Origin of the sequence: Methylobacterium sp. NMS14P (assembly GCF_028583545.1) — a bacterium.
Taxonomy (GTDB): Bacteria; Pseudomonadota; Alphaproteobacteria; order Rhizobiales; family Beijerinckiaceae; genus Methylobacterium.
This window is the reverse complement of record NZ_CP087106.1, coordinates 2,094,054-2,109,432: the sequence shown is the minus strand read 5'-3', so window position 1 is coordinate 2,109,432 and position 15,379 is coordinate 2,094,054. Positions and strand designations below refer to the sequence as shown.

Below are 15,379 nucleotides of genomic sequence, written 5' to 3'. Positions count from 1 at the left end.
CCATCCCGATTTTAGAGCTGTTTGAAACTTGTGACGCGCGTGAACGCGGCCCCGCCGGGCGTTGTTCCTGCCGGGGCCGAACTGCGGCGTTGTGCCGTGGCCGCCCGGACGCGCAGGCCGAGGTCGACGAGATGGGCGACGAGCCCGGCCAGCATCCACCCGGCGACCGCCACCCAGCCCGCCCCCACGAGCGCCGCCCGCAGGGCCAGCATCAGGGCGGCGCCGGAGGCGAGGTTGGCCAGCAGGGACGGCAGCGGCGGCCCGCCCCGGCGGGCGAGCCACGCCAGGGCGAGCGCCTCGGCGGCGACCAGCAGGAGGATCCCGTCGACGATCCGGCCCGACGCGAAGGCGGGGCGAAGGACCGGGTCGAGCAGCGCCTCCATCAGGCGGGCTCCGCGAACGGCCCGTTGAGGCGGACGATGCGCAGGTTCAGGCAGGCGGCGACGCTGACCCAGGCGAGGTAGGGCAGGTTCATGAGCGCCGCCGCGCCCGAGACCCGGCCGGTCACCAGCACCAGCGCGGCGATCGACAGCCACAGGGCGGCGACCTCGGCCAGCGCCCAGTCGGGCCGGCGGAACCGGAAGAACAGCACGCTCCAGGCGATGTTGAGCACCCCGTTCACCGCGTAGGCGGCCACCAGGACGCCCCGGGCGGCGGGACCGGCGTCGCCGTTCCAGGCCAGCACGCCGGCGGTGGTGGTGAGCGCGAAGATCACCGCCCAGACCGGCCCGAAGGCCCAGTCCGGCGGCTTCCAGGCCGGGACCCGCAGGCGCCGGTACCACGTGTCCGTGGTGGTCGCGAGGCCGCCGGCCACGGCCACCAGCACGGCGGCGACGGCGGCCACCACGGGCGGCCCCAGATCGGCGGCGGCGAGGCTCACGGCGAGACCCAGCGGAACAGGTGGGCGAGGTCCTTGAAGAAGATCCGCGCGTGGGCGGCGGGCTTCGCGCGGACCAGCTCCTTGTTCATGTAGCTGTCCCAGGTGAGCTGCTGGACGTCCTTGTCCCGGCAGATCGAGACGAAGCGCTCGCGCAGGCCGTCGCTGCGGTACCAGACCCACTGCATCATCCCGAGGATCCAGAACACGCGCCCGTGCAGCTTCATGAACCGCCGGCGCGCGCCCGCGAGGGCGCGCGCGTCCCCGGTCCGCAGGAAGGCGGTGGCGGCCTCGGCCGACAGCCGGCCGCCGAGCATCGCGTAGTAGATCCCCTCGCCGGAGGCCGGCGCGACGACGCCGGCGGCGTCGCCCGCGAGCAGCACGTCGCGGCCGTTGTCCCACCGCTTCAGGGGCTTCAGCGGCAGCGGCGCGCCCTCCCGGCGGACGGTCTCGGCGCGGTCGAGGCCGGTGGCGGCGCGCAGGGCCCGGATCGAGGAGCGGAGGGAGAACCCCTTCCTGGCGCTGCCGGTGCCGATGCTCAGCGTGTCCCCGTGGGGGAAGATCCAGCTGTAGAAATCCGGCGAGTGGCGGCCCTGGTAGTAGACGTCGCAGCGGGTCGCCTCGACCGACTCGGCCCCGGGGGTGCCGGCCTCCGGCACCCGCAGGATCTCGTGATAGGCGAAGACCTGCCGCATCTTGGCGTGGCCCGGCACCTCCGCGCGACCGACCGGCGAGCAGGCGCCGTCGGCGCCGAGGACGAGGCGCGCCCGGACGGCGTGGCGGGCGAGGCCGGCCCCCGCGCCGGTGGTGAAGTGGACCAGCGGCGGCCCGTCGTCGGGCCGGGTGATCCGGTCGTAGGCCGCCTCCCGGAACTCGGCGCCGGCCTCCGCGGCCCGGGCGCGCAGCCACGGGTCGAACTGCTCGCGGTCGACCATGCCGACGAACCCCTCGCCCACCGGCATGTCGACGGCCTTGCCGCTCGGCGCCACCATCCGGGCGGACCGGATCTTGGCGACGAGGAGCGAGTCGGGGATCGCGAAGTCGCGGATCAGCCGCGGCGGGATCGCGCCGCCGCAGGGCTTGATCCGGCCGGGCTTGTCGAGGAGCAGCACCGCGTGGCCGGCCCGGGCGAGGTCGGTCGCCGCCGTGGCGCCGGCCGGCCCGCCGCCGACCACCACGACGTCGTAGCTGTCGCGGCCGGGGCCGCCATCGTCCAACCGGGCCATGGCCTCACCTCGCGCTGAAGGCAGGATCGAGCGGCACCGAATCCGGTGCCGGAGCGGGTTCGAGCCGCGCCGCCAGGGCGACCGCGACGAGGAACAGCAGCCCTTCCGCGGCGAAGACCGCCGCGTAGGCCTGGACGGGTTCGGCGGTGACGAGCCGGACGGCGTCGACCGCCACGGCCCCGAGGAAGCCGCCGGCCCCGAAGGCGACGCCCTGCGCGGCGCCCCAGACGCCCATCCGGGTGCCGCGCTCCCGCGCGTCGCCGCGGCCGGCGAGCGCCATCATCGAGCCGATGGCGGCGACCGCGTAGGCGCCGTTGGCCACCCCGAGGGCGAAGACCGTCGCGCGCAGGGGGAAGTCCGATCCCGCCGCCGCGCCGCTCGCCAGGGCGAACAGGGCGGCGGCCGAGCCGGCGCAGCCGATCCCGATCCACAGCCGCAGGGAGGCGAGGGCGGTGCCGCGGGCGACGAGCGTCACCGCCGCCACCAGCAGCATGCCGGCGAGCACGCCGCCGTGCTGGAGGCCGGCGAGCTTGGTTGTGGCGCCGGGGCTCATCGCGAAGACGAGGCCGGCATAGGGCTCCAGGATCAGCTCCTGGGCGCTGTAGGCCAGCATCGACACGAAGACGAAGACCGTGAAGGTCCGGGCCACCGGGTCGGCGAGCACGTGGGCCAGCACGGTGAAGAACGGGCGGCGGGCCTCCGCGGCCTCGGGGGCCCGGACGGGCAGCCGGCGCTCGACCCCGGCGACCGCGAGCGCCGCCACGCAGAAGGCGACGAGCGAGACCGTGCCCGACACCGCCGCGAGGCGCGGGCCGGAGAACGGGTCGAGGAAGTGCCCGGCGAGCGGCGCCGTGACGGCGAAGCCGACGATCATCATCACCCAGACGACGGTGGCGGCCGCGCCCCGCCGGGCCGGCGCGACGCCGCCCGACAGCAGGACGAGGAGGGAGGTCCCGGCCGCGCCGGCGCCCATGCCGACGCACAGGAACGAGAGGGCGGCGAGCGCCAGCCCCAGGGCGAGGTTCTCGGCCGCCAGCGCGGTGCCGCAGGCGGCGCCGAACCCGCCGAGGCAGAGGGCCGCCATGCCGCCGACGATCCAGGGGGTGCGCCGGCCGCTGCGGTCGGACCCGTAGCCCCAGCGCGGGCGCAGGATCTGCACGGCGTAGTGCAGGGCGACCAGCAGGCCCGGCACGAGGGCGGGGAGCGCCAGTTCCACCACCATCACCCGGTTGAGGGTGGCGGTCATCAGCACGACGACGCTGCCCAGCGCGGTCTGGACGAGGCCGAGGCGGACGATCTGGGGCCAGCCGAGGCCCGCGCTTCGATCCTGCGCCATCACGCCCCTCCCACCAGCGGCCGCAGCGCGAAGGCCGCGACCAGCATGCCGAGGACGTAGAGGGTGGTGCCGGTGCCGTTGTACCAGATCGCCCGCTCCCGGGGATTTTCGAGGAACCGGACCATCAGGGCGAACTGCCCGGCGAGCAGCGCGGCGACGAGGCCGGCGTGCCAGTAGCGCTCCCAGCCGACGAGGAGCGCGATCACCGCCACCTGCGGCAGGGCCATGACCAGGCAGGCGAAGCGCGCGGCGCGCTCGGAGCCCATCTGCACCGGCAGCGACAGCAGCCCCATCCGGCGGTCGCCCTCCACGGACTTGAAGTCGTTGAGGGTCATGATGCCGTGGGCGCCGGCCGCGTAGAGCAGCGCCACCAGGAGCACCCGCCGGTCGGGCAGGGCGGCGGCCATGACGGCGGCGCCGGTGAACCAGGGCAGACCCTCGTAGCAGAGCGCCACCGCGGCGTTGCCCCACCAGCCGTTCCGCTTCAGCCGCACCGGCGGCGCCGAGTAGATCCAGGCGAGCACCAGCCCGAACAGCGCGGCCCCGAGGATCCAGGGCCCGAGGGCGGCGGCCACCGCCAGCGACAGCGCCGTCCAGGCGAGCGCGAGGTAGAGCCCCCAGCGGCCCGGGATCCGCCCGGACGGGATCGGCCGGTTCGGCTCGTTGATCGCGTCGACGTGGCGGTCGAACCAGTCGTTGGCGGCCTGGCTGGTGGCGCAGACCAGTGGGCCGGCCAGCAGGATGCCGGCGGCGATCACCGGCCACTGGCCGCTGGCCGGCTGGCCCGACGAGATCACCCCGCAGGCGAAGGCCCACATCGGCGCGAACCACGTGAGCGGCTTCAGCAGCTCGATGACTGCGCTCGGGGCGGGCGTAGCGGTCATGGCGGGAGGCTACCGGCGCCGGCCCGAGTGTCAAGCCAGATTTACACGGCGCGGCCGCGTGTGCGCGACGTTTGTCGGATAAATACAGCGGCGCGCCAGAAATACATTATCCGAGACACCGGAGAACCGCGCCGGTGAAACCCCCGGCGCGGGCGTTCTCCGGCGCTCCGGCGGCGCTCCGGGCGCTCCCGCCGACCCCTCGGCCGCGAGGACAATTCCGCGATCCTCGAGGCCCTCGGCACCGGGCTCCCGGCACCGGATTCCGCGCGGATGCGGGGCGCGCGCGCGGCTCCGGCAGGCCGGGCGGGAAGAGAATCGGGCGGGAAGAGAATCGGACGGGACGGGATCGGACGGGACGTAATCGGACGGGACAGGGCGGGACCCGCGGCCGGCCGCGGGTCCCGGGCCCTCAGGCCTCCTCGACCGGGCCGTCCAGGTCGCCGACGCCGTAGCGGCGCATCTTGGCGTAGAGGCCCTGCCGGCTCAGGCCGAGCATCTCGGCCGCCGAGGCCCGGTTGTCCCGGGTGATCCGCAGCGCCGCCTCGATGCAGAGCTTCTCGATCAGGTCCGTCGTCTCGCGCACCAGGGTCTTCATCGAGACCCGGCCCACCAGCTCGGTCATCTGCTCCACCGAGCGGGGCACCTCCCGCCCGACCCCGGCGCGCGCCTCGGAGATCCGCCGCGGGCCCGACCGGATGGCGAAGCCCAGGCAGGGGCGGGTCCCCGCCACCGACACGGCGGCGACCTCCACGTCCTCCACGCCGCCGTAGGCGCCGCGGACGACGGTGGCGAAGCGGCGCACGGCGCCGTGGTCGACGAGGGTCGCGAACAGCGCCTGCGCCTCGGTCTCGTCGCGGCCGAGCCAGTGGTCGAGGGTGCGCCCGCGGGCCTGGCCCACGGTGGCGAGCTGCGCCAGCTCCAGGAAGGCGGCGTTGGCCATCAGGACCCGCCGCGCCGTGTCGGTGACCACGAAGCCCTCCGGCATCGCCTCGATCACCGCGGCGGTGGGCGCATCCTGGTCGGGGCCGGCCGCCGCGGCCGCCGGGTCGGGGACCAGCTGCAGCAGGGCGCTCGCGCCGCCCTCGCCCCGGAACAGCGAGGCCGAGACCGTGACCTCCCCGCGCCCGTGCTGGAGGGCCGCGCGGATCTCGCCCGCCTGCCCGGTCGCCCGCAGGGCGGCGAACTGGGCCTCCAGGGCCCGGGTGCTGGCGGGGTCGAACAGCTCGACGGCGTCCTGCCCGGCGATGCGCTTGGCCGGGCGCCCGAGCAGGCGCGCCGCGGCCGGGTTGGCCTCGGCCACCCGGCGCGTGCCGGCATCGACCACCAGCACCGGCTCGCCGGAGATCTGGAACAGGAGCCGGTAGCGGGTCTCGGCGGCGCGGAGCCGGTCGTAGTCCCGCTCCAGGGCCTGCTGGGTCTCGACCAGCCGGCGCTGCAGGGCCGCCACCGCCCGCATGTCGCGCCCGAGCACGAGGATCGGACCGCCCTCCGAGGGCCGGATCGACGCGTAGCGGATCGGCAGGTCGGCGCCGTCGGGCGAGGGGTGGTTGACCTGGCGCCAGCGGGTGATGCCGTCGGCCCCGGCGTCCCGCAGCAGGGCGTCGATCTTCGGGCGGCTCTCCACCGTGACGGTGTCGATCCAGCGCCGGCCCAGCCAGCCCGCCACGGTCTCGGCCGCGAGGTCGGCGCCGACCGTGGCGTCCCGAATCACCCCGTCGGCGTCGATCACCAGGGAGAGGTCCGCGGACGCCGCGACGATGCGCCCGACCGCCTCGCCCTGGAGGAGGCCGGCCACCTGCTGCAGGGCCGCGGGCGGCGACTGCGGGGAGGGGCGGGGCTGAGGGGTCACGGTCACCGCAATGTGATAGTCGGTTTGAAGCCCTTTCAGCAGGCCAGTGCCTGTCTGTCCAGCAAAGCTTCCGCCGCGGCGGGCGCGAGGCACGCGTCCGCCGCGCAGGCATCCGCCCCGACGATCCCCGCCTCGCCGCCGTAGCGCGCGAAGAAGGGGCCGCCGACCAGCACCCGGACGTGCCGGTTGCGCGAGTCGCGGCGCACCTCCGCCACCGTCGCCGCCAGGACCGGCAGCAGGACGTCGCAGGAGAGCGACAGGCCGACCACGTCGAACCAGTCGGACCGGAGCAGGTCCAGGGGGTCGATCCCCGGCCCGGGCACCGCGGTGGTCACGTCCCAGCCGGCCTCCCGGAAGAAGCTCGCGACCAGCGACAGGCCGAAGACGTGGGTCTCGCCCGGGCAGGGCAGCAGCAGCACGCTGCGCCCGTTGGCCGGGACCGATTCGCTCTCCAGCTCGGCGCAGAGGCGGCGGCTCACCGCGTGGAGCCGCCCGAGGGCCTCGGTCACCGCCAGGAAGTCGCAGGCATCCTCCTCCCAGAGGGCGCCGAGGTGCCGGGCGGCCGGGGCGAGCAGGTCGAGGAGCAGGCGCGGGAGCGGCAGGCCGCCGTCGCGCAGGGCGTCCACGCGGGCGTCGAGGTCGACCGGGCCGGAGGCCAGGAGCAGGGCGCTGAAGTCGGCGATCTCCCGCGCGCTCGGCGCCCGGTCCGCCGGGACGGCGCGGCCGGCGGGCCGGTGGGCGAGCATCAGGCGGGGCAGGATCTCCGCCTCGACGACCTTGGCGAGCGCGTCGGGGACGGGCCTGGGCAGGTCGGACCACCCGAGGGCCGCCTCGCGGAACACGGGGAGACCCTCGCTCACGGGGCTGCAGCCGGCCGCGGACGGACCGTGATCCAGACGGCCCCCGAAATGCCTCCAGTTTCCCATCGGCATCCTCCCTGAGACGGCCCCGACCCGGGAGAGCCGGCGGATCCGCTCGCGCGCTCGGCGTGGCGTTGCTCGCCCGTCTATTCTTCGTGTCCGTCAGTTCCTGGATCTGACAAGCCAAACGGCGGCAATCTCTGCCGTTGCAGTCGACGATACGCTTCCTGGCGATCTTGGCAATGATCTTATTCGAAGAAAAAATATCTCTCCCCCTGTCAGGCCGTAGAAGCGTCAAGTGCACTTGACACTTCCGGGACCCCCGCCCTAGCCTCTGTGAACGACGGAGCCTCTGGCGCCGCCGACCATCAGGGAGCGGATGCATGGGTCCCGAGGACCGGCCGGCACGACCGCTCTACACGCCCGCCGAGCGGCGCCGGCGCGATACCTCGCCCTGGACCCTGGTGCAGGGCGTGCTGGCCCCGCTGCAATTCGCGATCTTCCTGGTGAGCCTCGTCCTGGTGCTGCGCGCCCTGGCGACCGGCGACGGTCTCGCCGCCGCCGAGATCTCGGTCGTGGTGAAGACGCTGGCGCTCTACGCGATCATGATCACCGGCTCGATCTGGGAGAAGGCGGTGTTCGGCCGCTTCCTGTTCGCGCCGGCCTTCTTCTGGGAGGACGTGGTCAGCATGCTGGTGCTGGCGCTCCACACGGCCTACCTCGCCGCGCTCGCCACCGGCACCCTCGGGGGCGAAGCGCTCCTCGTCCTCGCGCTCGCGGCCTACGCGACCTACGTGGTGAACGCCGGCCAGTTCGTGCTGAAGCTGCGGGCGGCGCGCCTGCAGGGGACCGGTCCGGCCGGCGCGCGCCTCGCGGAGGCGCTGTGATGAACGCGCCGCTGCCGCGCTCTGCCGCCCCCTGCGGCGGGATCGACCTGCATCAGGAGCAGGGCCAGCGGGCCGTGTTCTGCGGGCTCACAGGCATCGTCTGGCTGCACCGGAAGATCCAGGACGCGTTCTTCCTCGTGGTCGGCTCGCGCACCTGCGCGCACCTGATCCAGTCGGCGGCCGGGGTAATGATCTTCGCCGAGCCGCGCTTCGCCACCGCGATCATCGACGAGCGCGACCTCGCCGGCTTGGCCGACGCCAACGAGGAGCTCGACCGAGTGGTGACCCGGCTGATCGAGCGGCGGCCGGACATCAAGCTGCTGTTCCTCGTGGGCTCCTGCCCGTCAGAGGTGATCAAGCTCGACCTGTCCCGGGCGGCGCAGCGCCTGTCGGGCCGCCTCGCCCCCGTGCGGGTGCTGAACTATTCGGGCTCCGGCATCGAGACGACGTTCACGCAGGGCGAAGACGCCTGCCTCGCGGCCCTGGTGCCGGACCTGCCCCGCGAGATGGAGTCGGCCGCGCCGTCGCTTCTGATCGTCGGCGCGCTGGCCGACGTGGTCGAAGACCAGTTCCTGCGGATGTTCTCCGCGATGGGCATCGCGGATGTCCGGTTCCTGCCCGCCCGCCGGGCCGGCGCGATGCCGGCGGTCGGACGCAGCACGCGATACCTCCTGGCTCAGCCCTTCCTGACCGATACGGCCCGCGCCCTCGAAGAGCGCGGCGCCCGCCGGCTCGCAGCCCCGTTCCCCCTCGGTGCCGAGGGCACCACCGGCTGGCTGCGGGCCGCCGCCGAGGCATTCGGCGTCTCGGACGCAGCCTTCGAGGGCGCGACCGCCCCGGGCCGGGCACGCGCCGAGACCGCGCTGGCGCCTCACCGGGAAAAACTCGGCGGCAAGCGCGTGTTCTTCTTCCCCGATTCGCAATTGGAGGTGCCGCTCGCCCGCTTCCTCGCCCGGGAACTCGGCGCCGAGCTGGTGGAGGTCGGGACGCCCTACCTGCATCGGGGGCACCTCGCCGCCGAGATCGAGTGGCTACCCGCGGGCACGCGCGTGACGGAAGGCCAGAGCCTCGACGACCAGATGGACCGCTGCCGGGCGGCCCGGCCGGACCTGACGGTCTGCGGCCTCGGCCTCGCCAACCCGCTGGAGGCGGAGGGGCTGTCGACCAAGTGGTCGATCGAGCTGCTGTTCACGCCGGTGCAGGGCTACGAGCAGGCCGGCGACCTCGCCGAGCTGTTCGTGCGCCCGCTCCGGCGCCGCGCCCTGCTGGAGGTGTAGCGCCATGCAGCTCACCCTCTGGACCTACGAGGGCCCACCTCACATCGGCGCGATGCGCGTCGCCACGGCGATGTCCGGGCTGCACTACGTGCTGCACGCGCCGCAGGGCGACACCTACGCCGACCTGCTGTTCACGATGATCGAGCGGCGGGACGCGCGCCCGCCCGTGACCTACACGACCTTCCGGGCCCAGGATCTCGGCCGCGACACCGCCGAGCTGTTCAAGCAGGCGGTCTCCGCCGCTCACGAACGGTTCCAGCCGCAGGCGATGATCGTCGGCGCCTCCTGCACGGCCGAGCTGATCCAAGACGATCCGGGCGGCCTCGCCAAGGCGCTGGACCTGCCGATCCCGGTGATCCCCCTGGAGCTGCCCGCCTACCAGAAGAAGGAGAACTGGGGCGCGTCGGAGACCTTTTATCGGCTCGTCCGCGCGCTCGCCGGTCCGCCCGCCCCGCGTCCCGCGCGGGAGCCCGGGCAGCGCCCGCTCTGCAACATTCTCGGGCCGACGGCGCTGGGCTTTCGCCATCGGGACGACCTGATCGAGATCCGCCGGCTGCTCGACACACTCGGCATCGCCGTGAACGTCGTGGCGCCGCTGGGGGCCACGCCCGCCGATCTCGGCCGGCTCCGCGAGGCCGATTTCAACGTCGTGCTCTATCCCGAGACCGCCCGGTCGGCCGCGGAATACCTGAAGAAGAGCTTCGGGCAGCCGTTCACGAGAGAGCTGCCGATCGGCGTCGGCGGCACGCGCCGGTTCGTCGAAGAAGTGGCGGGCATCGCCGAGATCGATGCGGCGCCGGTGCTCGACGGCCCCGGCTCGCGACTGCCCTGGTACTCCCGCTCGGTCGATTCGACCTACCTGACGGGCAAGCGCGTCTTCGTGTTCGGCGACGCCACGCACGCCATCGGAATCGCCCGAGTCGCCGCCAAGGAACTCGGCTTCACCGTCGTCGGGCTCGGGACCTACGGTCGCGAGTTCGCGCGCGAGGTCCGGGCCGAGGCGGCCGAGCACGGCCTCGAGGCGTTGATCACCGACGACTACCTCGACGTCGAGGCGGCGATCCGCGCGGCCGCTCCGGAACTGGTGCTCGGCACCCAGATGGAGCGCCACGTCGCGAAGCGGCTCGGCATCCCCTGCGCGGTCATCTCCGCGCCGGTGCACGTTCAGGACTTCCCAGCGCGCTACGCCCCGCAGATGGGCTTCGAGGGCGCCAACGTCCTGTTCGATACCCTGGTCCACCCGTTGATGATGGGCCTCGAAGAGCACCTCCTCGGCATGTTCCGGGAGGATCCCGAATTCCACGACGGCGTCGGCCCCTCGCATCTCGGCGGCAAGTCCTTCGGGACTCCGGCGGACGGGGCGTTCGAGGCCGCGGAACGGGCGCCGGCTGACACCCCTCCGACGCCGGCGCCCGTTCCGATCCTGCTTGAACGGGCGGTCGCGGCCGCGTGGTCGCCCGAGGCCGAGAAGGAACTGAAGAAGATCCCGTTCTTCGTGCGGGGCAAGGCGCGCACCAACACCGAGACTTTCGCCCGGGAGCGGCACCTGCCGCTCATCACCCTCGAGACCCTCTACGATGCCAAAGCGCATTACGGCCGCTAGGCCGCCGATCCGCGTCGTCATCGTCACGCTCGACAATCACTTGGCGAGCGCGGTGGAACGGGCGCGCCTGCGCCTCCGGTCCGAGATGCCCGGGCTGGTGCTGGGCTTCCACGCGGCCGCCGAGTGGGACAACGATCCCGCGACTCTGGAGGCCTGCCGGGCCGACATCGCGCAGGCCGACATCGTGCTCTCGGCCATGCTGTTCATGGACGAGCATGTCCGGGCGATCCTGCCGGCGCTGGCGGCGCGGCGCGAGGCCTGCGACGCGATGATCGGCTGCCTCTCGGCCGGCGAGGTGGTGAAGACCACGAAGCTCGGCCGCTTCGACATGAGCGGCACCAAGCGCAGCGCCCTCGACTTCCTGAAGAAGCTGCGCGGCAAGCCCGGCCAGCAGGGCAATGCCGGCCGCCAGATGGCCCTGGTCCGCAAGCTGCCGAAGATCCTGCGCTTCATCCCGGGCTCGGCCCAGGACGTGCGCGCCTATTTCCTGACCCTGCAATACTGGCTGGCGGGCTCGGACGAGAACGTCGCCGCTCTGGTCCGGTTTCTCGTGCACCGCTACGCGGCCGGCGAGCGGGCGGCCTGGCGCGAGGGCCCGGCGGCGCCCGCGCCCCTCGATTACCCGGAGACCGGCCTCTACCACCCGCGCCTGCTCGGCCGGATCGGCGCCGACCCGTCGCGCCTCCCGCGCCGCTCTGACGCGAAGGGCCGCGTCGGGCTGCTGGTGATGCGCAGCTACGTGCTAGCCGGTAACACCGCCCATTACGACGGGGTGATCGCCGCCCTCGAGGCCAGGGGCCTCGACGTGGTGCCGGCCTTCGCCAGCGGCCTCGACAACCGTCCGGCAGTGGATTCCTTCTTCATGAAGGACGGGCGCGCCTGCATCGACGCGCTGGTCTCGCTCACCGGCTTCTCGCTGGTCGGCGGCCCCGCCTACAACGACGCCGCCGCCGCCGAGGCGATGCTGGCCCGGCTCGACGTGCCCTACCTCGCCGCCCAGGCGCTGGAATTCCAGACCCTGGAGCAGTGGGAGGCGGGCGACCGCGGCCTGTCGCCGGTCGAGGCGACCATGATGGTCGCGATCCCCGAACTCGACGGCGCCACCGCTCCGATGGTGTTCGGCGGCCGCTCCTCGGCCTCGGGCAGCGACAACGCAAGGGACATGCGGGTTCACCCGGAGCGGGCCGCGCGCCTCGCCGAGCGGGTCGCCCGGCTGGTGTCGCTCCGCCGGACCGCGAAGGCCGAGCGGAAGCTCGCCGTGGTGCTGTTCAACTTCCCGCCCAATGCCGGCGCCACCGGCACAGCCGCGTTCCTGTCGGTCTACGCCTCGCTGCTCAACACCCTGAAGGGCCTGGCGGCGGACGGCTACACCGTCGAGGTCCCGGAGAGCGTCGATGCCCTGCGCGCAGCGATCCTGGACGGCAACACCAAGCGCTACGGGACGCAGGCCAACGTCCACGCCCGCATCCCGGCCGAGGATCATCTGCGCCGCGAGCCCTACCTCGCCGAGATCGAGGCCCAGTGGGGTCCGGCGCCGGGTCGCCACCAGACCAACGGCGCCGAGATCTTCGTGCTGGGCGCGCAGTTCGGCAACGTCTTCGTCGGGGTTCAGCCCGCCTTCGGCTACGAGGGCGACCCGATGCGGCTGCTGTTCGAGCGCGGCTTCGCGCCGACCCACGCTTTCAGCGCCTTCTACCGCTACCTGCGCGAGGACTTTTCCGCCGACGCCGTGCTGCATTTCGGCACCCACGGAGCGCTCGAATTCATGCCCGGCAAGCAGACCGGCCTGTCCGAAGCCTGCTGGCCGGAGCGTCTGATCGGGGCGTTGCCCAACGTCTACCTCTACGCGGCCAACAACCCCTCCGAGGGGACGCTCGCCAAGCGCCGCTCGGCCGCGACGCTGGTGAGCTATCTGACCCCGAGCCTCGCGGCGGCCGGGCTCTATCGCGGGCTGCTCGACCTGAAGAGCTCGATCGAGCGCTGGCGCGGCCTCGGCCCCGATGCGGGGGGCGAGCGCGAGACGCTGGCGCGCCTGATCCAGGACCAGGGCGCGGCGGTCGATCTCGTGACGGCCGAGCCGGCCTGGAGCGGCGATCTGGAAGCGCGGGTTTCCGGCCTCTGGACCGCGCTGCAGGAGCTGGAGCAGACCCTGATCCCGCACGGGCTGCACGTGGTCGGCGCGGGGACGCCGGAGGAGGAGCGGGTCGATCTGCTCCTGGCGCTCGCCGAATCCGCACACGGCGCGCGGCCTGAGCGGGCCGGGATCGCGGCGCTGGTCGCCGGGCAGGGCGTCGAGGCGGCGCTCAAGGCCTCCGGTCTGGCCACGGACGCGGCGACACGCGATGTCCTAAAAAGTCTGGCCGAGACCGACCGGCTGCTTGCCCGGGACCACGAGGTGCCGGCGCTGCTGCGGGCGCTGGACGGCCGCTTCGTGCCGCCGGTGGCGGGCGGCGACCTGCTGCGCAACCCGGCCGTACTGCCGACCGGCCGCAACCTCCACGGCTTCGACCCTTACCGCCTGCCCTCGGCCTTCGCGGTGGCCGACGGCGCCCGGCAGGTGGCCCGGATCCTCGAACGCTTCGCGGCGGACGGGAAGCCCTGCCCGGAGAGCGTCGCCCTGGTCCTGTGGGGCACCGACAACCTCAAGAGCGAGGGCGGCCCCATCGCCCAAGCGCTGGCGCTGATCGGCGCCGCCCCGCGCTTCGACGGTTACGGGCGCTTGAGCGGTGCGGAGCTGATCCCGCTGGAAACGCTCGGCCGCCCGCGGATCGACGCGGTGGTCACCCTCTCGGGCATCTTCCGGGACCTGCTGCCGCTGCAGACGAAGCTCCTGGCCGAGGCGTCTTACCTCGCCGCCACCGCCGACGAGCCCCTGGAGCAGAACTACGTCCGCAAGCACGCACTGGCGATCCAGGTCGAGCAGGGCTGCGATCTGGAGACGGCGGCGCTCCGCGTCTTCTCCAACGCCGAGGGCGCCTACGGGGCCAACGTCAACCACCTCGTCGACTCGGGCAACTGGGACGACGACGCGGAGCTCTGCGAGACCTTCTCGCGCCGCAAGAGTTTCGCGTACGGCCGCACCGGCCGCCCGGCGCCGCAGCGCGCCCTGATGCAGGCGGTGCTCGCCTCAGTCGACATGGCCTACCAGAACCTCGACTCGGTCGAGGTCGGCGTCACATCCGTCGACCACTACTTCGACGGGCTCGGCGGCATGGGCCGGGCGGTGGCCCGGGCCAAGGGCGAGTCGGTGCCGATCTACATCAGCGACCAGACCCGCGGGGAGGGGCGCGTCCGCTCCCTGGAGGAGCAGGTGGCGCTGGAGACGCGCACCCGGATGCTCAACCCGAAATGGTACGAGGGCCTGCTCGGCCACGGCTACGAGGGCGTGCGCCAGATCGAGACCCACCTGACCAACACGGTCGGCTGGTCGGCCACCGCCAACGCGGTCCAGCCCTGGATCTACGAGCGGATCACCGAGACCTACGTCCTCGACAAGGACATGCGCGAGCGCATGGCCGCCTTGAACCCCACCGCCTCCGCCAAGGTCGCCCAAAGGCTGATCGAGGCGCACCGCCGCGGCTTCTGGACTCCCGACGCAGCGATGCGCGACGCCCTCGACCGGGCCGAGGAGGAGCTGGAGGACCGCCTGGAAGGCGTCACCGCAGGAGTGGCCGCATGAACATCGCGATCCGCAACCCCGTCGTGGCCCGGAAGGAGGAGGGGAGCCTTCAGGTCGCCCTCGATCCCGATCTGAAGATCGAGACCGCCAAGGTCTTCGCGGTCTACGGCAAGGGCGGGATCGGCAAGTCGACCACCTCGTCGAACCTGTCGGTGGCGTTCTCGAAGCTCGGCAAGCGGGTGCTGCAGATCGGCTGCGACCCGAAGCACGACTCGACCTTCACGCTGACCAAGCGCCTCGCCCCCACGGTGATCGACGCCCTGGAGGCGGTGAACTTTCACTCGGAGGAGCTGCGCGTCGAGGATTTCGTGGTCGAGGGCTACAACGGCGTGATGTGCGTCGAGGCCGGCGGTCCGCCCGCCGGCACCGGCTGCGGCGGCTACGTGGTCGGCCAGACGGTCAAGCTCCTCAAGGAGCACCACCTCCTCGAGGACACCGACGTCGTCGTCTTCGACGTGCTGGGCGACGTGGTCTGCGGCGGCTTCGCCTCGCCGCTCCAGCACGCCGACCGGGCGCTGATCGTCACCGCCAACGACTTCGACTCGATCTTCGCCATGAACCGGATCGTCGCGGCGATCCACGCCAAGTCGAAGAATTACGGCGTGCGGCTCGGCGGCGTCATCGCCAACCGCTCGGCCAAGACCGACGAGATCGACCGGTTCAACGACGCGGTCGGCCTGAAGCGGCTCGCCCACTTCCCCGACCTCGACGTGGTCCGCCGCTCGCGGCTCAAGAAGTCGACCCTGTTCGAGATGGATTCCTCGCCGGAGCTCGACGCCGTGACCGCCGAGTACATGCGGCTCGCCGAGACCCTCTGGGCCGGGGGCGAACCCTGCGAGGCGATCCCCATGAAGGACCGCGACCTGTTCGAGTTCCTCGGTTTCGATTGAGTTTGGGGTCC

General features: G+C 73.0%; 12 protein-coding genes. 5 read left to right on the top strand and 7 right to left on the bottom strand.

The window, feature by feature from the left end; translation table 11 throughout:
* Window positions 1-11: 11 nt before the first annotated feature.
* The 7 genes from LOK46_RS09760 to LOK46_RS09730 all read right to left on the bottom strand — a co-directional run bounded on the left by LOK46_RS09760 (window position 12) and on the right by LOK46_RS09730 (window position 7,098).
* Window positions 12-383 carry a hypothetical protein gene (locus tag LOK46_RS09760; RefSeq protein WP_273563587.1) on the bottom strand — a complete coding sequence of 124 codons (372 nt, stop codon included), beginning with the start codon at window positions 381-383 and terminating at the stop codon, window positions 12-14.
* Window positions 383-880 carry a TspO/MBR family protein gene (locus tag LOK46_RS09755; RefSeq protein ID WP_273563586.1) on the bottom strand — a complete coding sequence of 166 codons (498 nt, stop codon included), beginning with the start codon at window positions 878-880 and terminating at the stop codon, window positions 383-385. Before LOK46_RS09755 ends, LOK46_RS09760 begins: the two co-directional genes overlap by 1 nt.
* Entirely contained in the window at window positions 877-2,103 is a 1,227-nt protein-coding gene (locus LOK46_RS09750) for a geranylgeranyl diphosphate reductase (RefSeq protein ID WP_273563585.1), read from the bottom strand. The genes LOK46_RS09755 and LOK46_RS09750 overlap by 4 nt, the downstream gene beginning before the upstream one ends.
* 4 nt (window positions 2,104-2,107) lie before the next feature.
* A complete protein-coding gene (locus tag LOK46_RS09745) occupies window positions 2,108-3,439 on the bottom strand; it encodes a BCD family MFS transporter (RefSeq protein WP_273563584.1) in 1,332 nt (443 codons plus the stop codon).
* Complete coding sequence (chlG, locus tag LOK46_RS09740; protein ID WP_273563583.1) at window positions 3,439-4,323, bottom strand: chlorophyll synthase ChlG; 885 nt, start codon at window positions 4,321-4,323, stop codon at window positions 3,439-3,441. The genes LOK46_RS09745 and chlG overlap by 1 nt, the downstream gene beginning before the upstream one ends.
* Window positions 4,324-4,732: 409 nt before the next feature.
* Window positions 4,733-6,178 carry a transcriptional regulator PpsR gene (ppsR, locus tag LOK46_RS09735; RefSeq protein ID WP_273563582.1) on the bottom strand — a complete coding sequence of 482 codons (1,446 nt, stop codon included), beginning with the start codon at window positions 6,176-6,178 and terminating at the stop codon, window positions 4,733-4,735.
* A 29-nt stretch (window positions 6,179-6,207) separates the two neighbouring features.
* Window positions 6,208-7,098: a cobalamin B12-binding domain-containing protein gene (locus LOK46_RS09730; protein WP_273563581.1), complete on the bottom strand. Its 891-nt coding sequence runs from the start codon at window positions 7,096-7,098 to the stop codon at window positions 6,208-6,210.
* Window positions 7,099-7,415: 317 nt separating this feature from the next.
* Between LOK46_RS09730 and bchF the strand changes: the two genes are divergently transcribed.
* Genes bchF through bchL form a run of 5 tightly spaced genes read left to right on the top strand, consistent with a single transcriptional unit; the run spans window position 7,416 to window position 15,368 of the window.
* Entirely contained in the window at window positions 7,416-7,919 is a 504-nt protein-coding gene (gene bchF / locus LOK46_RS09725) for a 2-vinyl bacteriochlorophyllide hydratase (RefSeq protein ID WP_273563580.1), read from the top strand.
* Window positions 7,919-9,196: a ferredoxin:protochlorophyllide reductase (ATP-dependent) subunit N gene (locus LOK46_RS09720; RefSeq protein WP_273563579.1), complete on the top strand. Its 1,278-nt coding sequence runs from the start codon at window positions 7,919-7,921 to the stop codon at window positions 9,194-9,196. The genes bchF and LOK46_RS09720 overlap by 1 nt, the downstream gene beginning before the upstream one ends.
* Window positions 9,197-9,200: 4 nt before the next feature.
* A complete protein-coding gene (gene bchB / locus LOK46_RS09715; RefSeq protein WP_273563578.1) occupies window positions 9,201-10,799 on the top strand; it encodes a ferredoxin:protochlorophyllide reductase (ATP-dependent) subunit B in 1,599 nt (532 codons plus the stop codon).
* Window positions 10,774-14,478 carry a magnesium chelatase subunit H gene (locus LOK46_RS09710; RefSeq protein ID WP_273563577.1) on the top strand — a complete coding sequence of 1,235 codons (3,705 nt, stop codon included), beginning with the start codon at window positions 10,774-10,776 and terminating at the stop codon, window positions 14,476-14,478. The genes bchB and LOK46_RS09710 overlap by 26 nt, the downstream gene beginning before the upstream one ends.
* Window positions 14,475-15,368: a ferredoxin:protochlorophyllide reductase (ATP-dependent) iron-sulfur ATP-binding protein gene (gene bchL, locus LOK46_RS09705; RefSeq protein ID WP_020095252.1), complete on the top strand. Its 894-nt coding sequence runs from the start codon at window positions 14,475-14,477 to the stop codon at window positions 15,366-15,368. Before LOK46_RS09710 ends, bchL begins: the two co-directional genes overlap by 4 nt.
* The last annotated feature ends 11 nt before the right edge of the window (window positions 15,369-15,379 follow it).

Bases quoted from the DNA above. Each gene is read 5' to 3' on its own strand.
- LOK46_RS09760 (WP_273563587.1), bottom strand. From the start codon at position 383: ATGGAGGCGCTGCTCGACCCGGTCCTTCGCCCCGCCTTCGCGTCGGGC.
- LOK46_RS09750 (WP_273563585.1), bottom strand. From the start codon at position 2,103: ATGGCCCGGTTGGACGATGGCGGCCCCGGCCGCGACAGCTACGACGTC.
- LOK46_RS09745 (WP_273563584.1), bottom strand. From the start codon at position 3,439: ATGGCGCAGGATCGAAGCGCGGGCCTCGGCTGGCCCCAGATCGTCCGC.
- chlG (WP_273563583.1), bottom strand. From the start codon at position 4,323: ATGACCGCTACGCCCGCCCCGAGCGCAGTCATCGAGCTGCTGAAGCCG.
- LOK46_RS09730 (WP_273563581.1), bottom strand. From the start codon at position 7,098: ATGGGAAACTGGAGGCATTTCGGGGGCCGTCTGGATCACGGTCCGTCC.
- bchF (WP_273563580.1), top strand. From the start codon at position 7,416: ATGGGTCCCGAGGACCGGCCGGCACGACCGCTCTACACGCCCGCCGAG.
- LOK46_RS09720 (WP_273563579.1), top strand. From the start codon at position 7,919: ATGAACGCGCCGCTGCCGCGCTCTGCCGCCCCCTGCGGCGGGATCGAC.
- bchB (WP_273563578.1), top strand. From the start codon at position 9,201: ATGCAGCTCACCCTCTGGACCTACGAGGGCCCACCTCACATCGGCGCG.
- LOK46_RS09710 (WP_273563577.1), top strand. From the start codon at position 10,774: ATGCCAAAGCGCATTACGGCCGCTAGGCCGCCGATCCGCGTCGTCATC.
- bchL (WP_020095252.1), top strand. From the start codon at position 14,475: ATGAACATCGCGATCCGCAACCCCGTCGTGGCCCGGAAGGAGGAGGGG.